Origin of the sequence: Lactobacillus helveticus DSM 20075 = CGMCC 1.1877 (assembly GCF_000160855.1) — a bacterium.
Taxonomy (GTDB): Bacteria; Bacillota; Bacilli; order Lactobacillales; family Lactobacillaceae; genus Lactobacillus; species Lactobacillus helveticus.
Window position 1 is genome coordinate 379,842 of sequence record NZ_GG700752.1, and the last position, 3,529, is coordinate 383,370.

Annotated in this window: 4 protein-coding genes and 1 pseudogene; 3 read left to right on the forward strand and 2 right to left on the reverse strand. The window is 38.2% G+C overall.

Features of this window, described 5'->3' with window-relative positions; all coding sequences use genetic code 11:
* The 3 genes from HMPREF0518_RS01775 to HMPREF0518_RS10005 form a co-directional block, all read left to right on the forward strand.
* Positions 1–901, forward strand: a 901-nt coding sequence (locus tag HMPREF0518_RS01775) for a potassium channel family protein (protein WP_003625531.1), incomplete at its 5' end; no start/stop codon positions are given.
* A gap of 117 nt (positions 902–1,018) precedes the next feature.
* The gene (locus HMPREF0518_RS01780) at positions 1,019–1,678 is read left to right on the forward strand and encodes a helix-turn-helix domain-containing protein (RefSeq protein WP_003625533.1); all 660 of its coding nucleotides are present in this window, start codon (positions 1,019–1,021) and stop codon (positions 1,676–1,678) included.
* Positions 1,679–2,066: 388 nt separating this feature from the next.
* Positions 2,067–2,234, forward strand: a complete 168-nt coding sequence (locus HMPREF0518_RS10005; protein WP_154645736.1) for a hypothetical protein — start codon at positions 2,067–2,069, stop codon at positions 2,232–2,234.
* Here HMPREF0518_RS10005 and HMPREF0518_RS01785 read toward each other — a convergent pair.
* Together HMPREF0518_RS01785 and HMPREF0518_RS01790 are read right to left on the reverse strand one after the other, a co-directional pair.
* Positions 2,215–3,180, reverse strand: coding sequence for a Gfo/Idh/MocA family protein (locus HMPREF0518_RS01785; RefSeq protein WP_003625534.1), 966 nt, complete (start codon positions 3,178–3,180; stop codon positions 2,215–2,217). The genes HMPREF0518_RS10005 and HMPREF0518_RS01785 overlap by 20 nt on opposite strands.
* 9 nt (positions 3,181–3,189) lie before the next feature.
* A pseudogene (locus HMPREF0518_RS01790) lies at positions 3,190–3,529 on the reverse strand (hypothetical protein); the annotation flags it as partial.

The following is a 3,529-nucleotide window of genomic DNA, read 5'->3' on the forward strand; positions in this document are numbered from 1 at the left end:
CTTATTTATTGCTAAAGCACCAGTTGTTCTAACTTATATGCGTTATTTCCAAAAGAAGAATGCTTTTGCTGGTGGCTTTTTGACGGCAACGACCATTACGATTGTGTTGCCAACCTTGCAGGTTGCACGAAAGTTGCACGCAATTACATCAACTCAATCAGATGCCTTTATTTTGGCTGCGGTAATTGTCTGCATTTTGAGTCCGATTGTCTTTAACTCTAACTTTGTTTTATTGCCAGAAGACAAGATCAAGGAAAAGGTGGCAATTGTTGGTGCTAACGCTGTTACTGTGCCAGTGGCGCATGATTTGCATGCTAACTGGTATTCAGTCAAGATGTTCACTGACAAGAAGAATCAATATAAGACTTACGATAGTCGAGTAGAGAACTTAACCTTTTTGCCAAATCTAGATGAGGAAACGCTTGAAAAAGGTGGCGTGTTCGATGGCGATATCGTGGTAGCGGCCAATCGCGCGGACGAAGACAATATTAAGATTGCTCGAATGGCAAAAGAAAAGGGCGTAAATCGTGTAATTGCCCGACTTAGCGAAGTTGATAGCAAGACTCTGACCGAATTTAATGAAAAAGGAATTGAAGTCTTTAATTCTACCAATGTGCATGCCGCATTGATGAGAGCGATGATCGAGTCGCCAACTGTCTACAGAATTATGACCGACACGAAGAATATTTTGTATTCTGTCAAAGTGAAGAATACTCATTATACAGGTCGTCAACTGATGGACTTGGAATTTATTGATCAGATTACGGTAAGTAGAATTAAGCGTGGGGATGAATGGCTGATTCCACGCGGCGCGACTGAGATTGAGCCGGAAGATATTTTGGTCTTCTCTGGCGAATTTAAGGTAGCAGATCGTGTTCGTGATTTGTTGAGTAAGGAATAGGGAAATGTCATACCCAAAAGACTGTACAACGATTTATACGATTAATGGTCGTGAATACAAAGTGCAGCTCCTGCTTTATTTGATAGCAAAACTAATAAGCAAATTCCTGATGATAAGTTGGACGATGATGCCGTAAAAATTGCTCGTCAAATGTATCGTAATGATATGGGACTAATTTCTCCAAAAGATTTGAAGAAGTATCGTTCTAAAGTAGGTATTTCACAACGAGATCTAGCTGAAATAACAGGTTTAAGTCCCAATACTATTGCTCTTTACGAAGCCGGCGAGTTTCCCGCTGTTGCTAATAATAGGATGCTGAAGTCATTGTTTAGCAATGATGATGTTTTAAAGGAATATTTGATTGAAAATGGAAATCAATATTCAGATTCTGTAAAAGAAAAGATAAAAGCATATTTGGGTGGAAGAAAAGCAGTGCTAGGAATTAGCTCAGAACAACCTAAATTTAAGGCAGTTCAATTGGCTAATTGGTTTAGAGTCAATAATTATTTTGCCCGGCAATTTGATTATAATGTTGATCCGATTATGCAGATGCAAGTAGTAAAGTTATTGTATTTTGCTTACGGAAGATTTTTAGTCAAAAGTAAAAAGAGATTATTTTCTTCTCCAATTTTGCATTTGCAATATGGACCAGTTGTGGAAGAAGTCCATCAGCAGTTTAGAGGAATGGTCGTGCCAGATCCTGATAAACCAGATAAGCAAGCTTTCGAAGATTATAATTTAGTTTCTTCAGATGCAGAAATTAATGATTTACTGTAAAAAATTGATGAAGATTATAGCGATTATACAGCTTCAGGTTTGAGCAGAATAATTCATCGTGCAGGGTCTCCTTGGTTCATGACTGAGAAAGGTAAGCCAATTAAGGATCAGCTTATTTTTGACCAGTTTACTAAAACAGAAGAATAAAATAGAAGTGTCTGAGAAAAATCTCGGACACTTTTTTAGTAATTATCGGAAATAAAAAAGCCCTGCTATTATGCAGAGCCACCGCGCATTTGCAAGTTATCGTCTTGCTGCGCATGCATCCATGATCATTGGACGCGACAATCTTCCTAGGTATATTATAACATGTTAAAATAAAAATGCATGTCATTCATGCACATTCTAGGGCTGGCCTAATCAACCTCCCTATAGGAGGTGAGAGACATTGGACGACATGACAATCTTCTTAATGTGCGTTCTGCTACATGAACTTCATTTAGTTCTTCGTGAACTAAATAATCTGCTTGATAAATATGCAACGTTAGTAGACGCGATCAGAGTCATTGGCAGTTGTATAGTCGATGGCTTTCACATTATTCAACTGAATTTTTAGCTGCAGTTAAAATTTTCATCGTTTCTAAAGTATTAACAAACGCTTCATCAGCTCTTCGAATACCATGTTGATCGATCATCTCGGCAAATGCAGTGAACTCACTCACCATACGATGTGAATATTTATTCAAGTTGTAACGCTTTGGCTTTTGTCCACGCATCTCGACAGTGAAATTATCAAGCGTACCGGTTGAACCGTCAAAATAAATGCTGCCTTTTTCACCTTCAATGAACGAACGTGGCGTTACATAACTGTCTTTTGAACCAATTAAAGTTACTTTTTTATCAGGATAGGAAAGATGCAGGATGCCCGATGTATCAATGCCTTTTTGCATGTTGGCATAGTACTTTACCTTGTCAGGCAACCCGAACAGTCCCGCAGCAAGGTGGATATTGTAAATGTTCAAATCCATCAATGCACCACCATCTTTTTTCGGATCAAAAACGGGAGCGATCTTACCTTCAAGGAAGGCGTCATAACGGCTCGAGTATTGCGTGTAATTCAAAGAAACGATATGAATCGGAGCAATCTTGTTTAATTCTTCCTTGATCTTCTTGTAGTTTTCCAAGTAGACATTGGTGATGGCTTCAACGATAATTAAATCTTTTTTATCGGCCAATCGCTTTAATTCTTCTGCTTCATCTGTACTCAATACAAATGGCTTTTCGCAGATGACATTTTTGCCATGTTCAAGTGCGAGCTTAGCTAGTGAATAGTGCAAAGAGTTAGGTACACCAATATAGACAGTATCAACGTTGCTATCTGACATTAATTCTTCATTGTCAGTATAGCTTTGAGGGATGCCATATTTTTGTGCCAATTCCTGCGCGATGCCTGCGCTACGCTTAGTTGAAGAAATTGCGGTTAATTCTAAGTTTTTAATTTGATCAGCGGTAGTTAAAAAGTCATGAACAATCATGCCGCTGCCAATAATTCCTAATTTCATTTAAAATACCTATTTCTTTTTCTTGTTGTTGTCAGTAGTTGGTAAATTCTTGGCGTTCGTAGCATTAGTTGGAACCTTCAAGAAGTCGTGGCTGCCAAAGTTACCGTAACTTTGACCGACCTTGACTGTCATCATTTTACCAAGCTTCATGTTAACGAAGACGTTGAAGGTAGCTACTTTATTGTTCTTCACTACTGCTTTAACAGTCATTGATTTGTATTTGCCTAACTTTTGAATTTGCTTGAACACTTTAGCTTGTCCCGTACTTTGTGGAGTGGTGTCAAAGATAGGTTCAGCTGCTTTTTTCATTAAAGCTTTATCAATTGTTTTAGCGGTTAAAGTGTAGGTA

What these genes read in the sequence shown, in the direction of transcription:
- HMPREF0518_RS01785 (WP_003625534.1), bottom strand. Translation starts at nt 3,180, where the DNA reads ATGAAATTAGGAATTATTGGCAGCGGCATGATTGTTCATGACTTTTTA.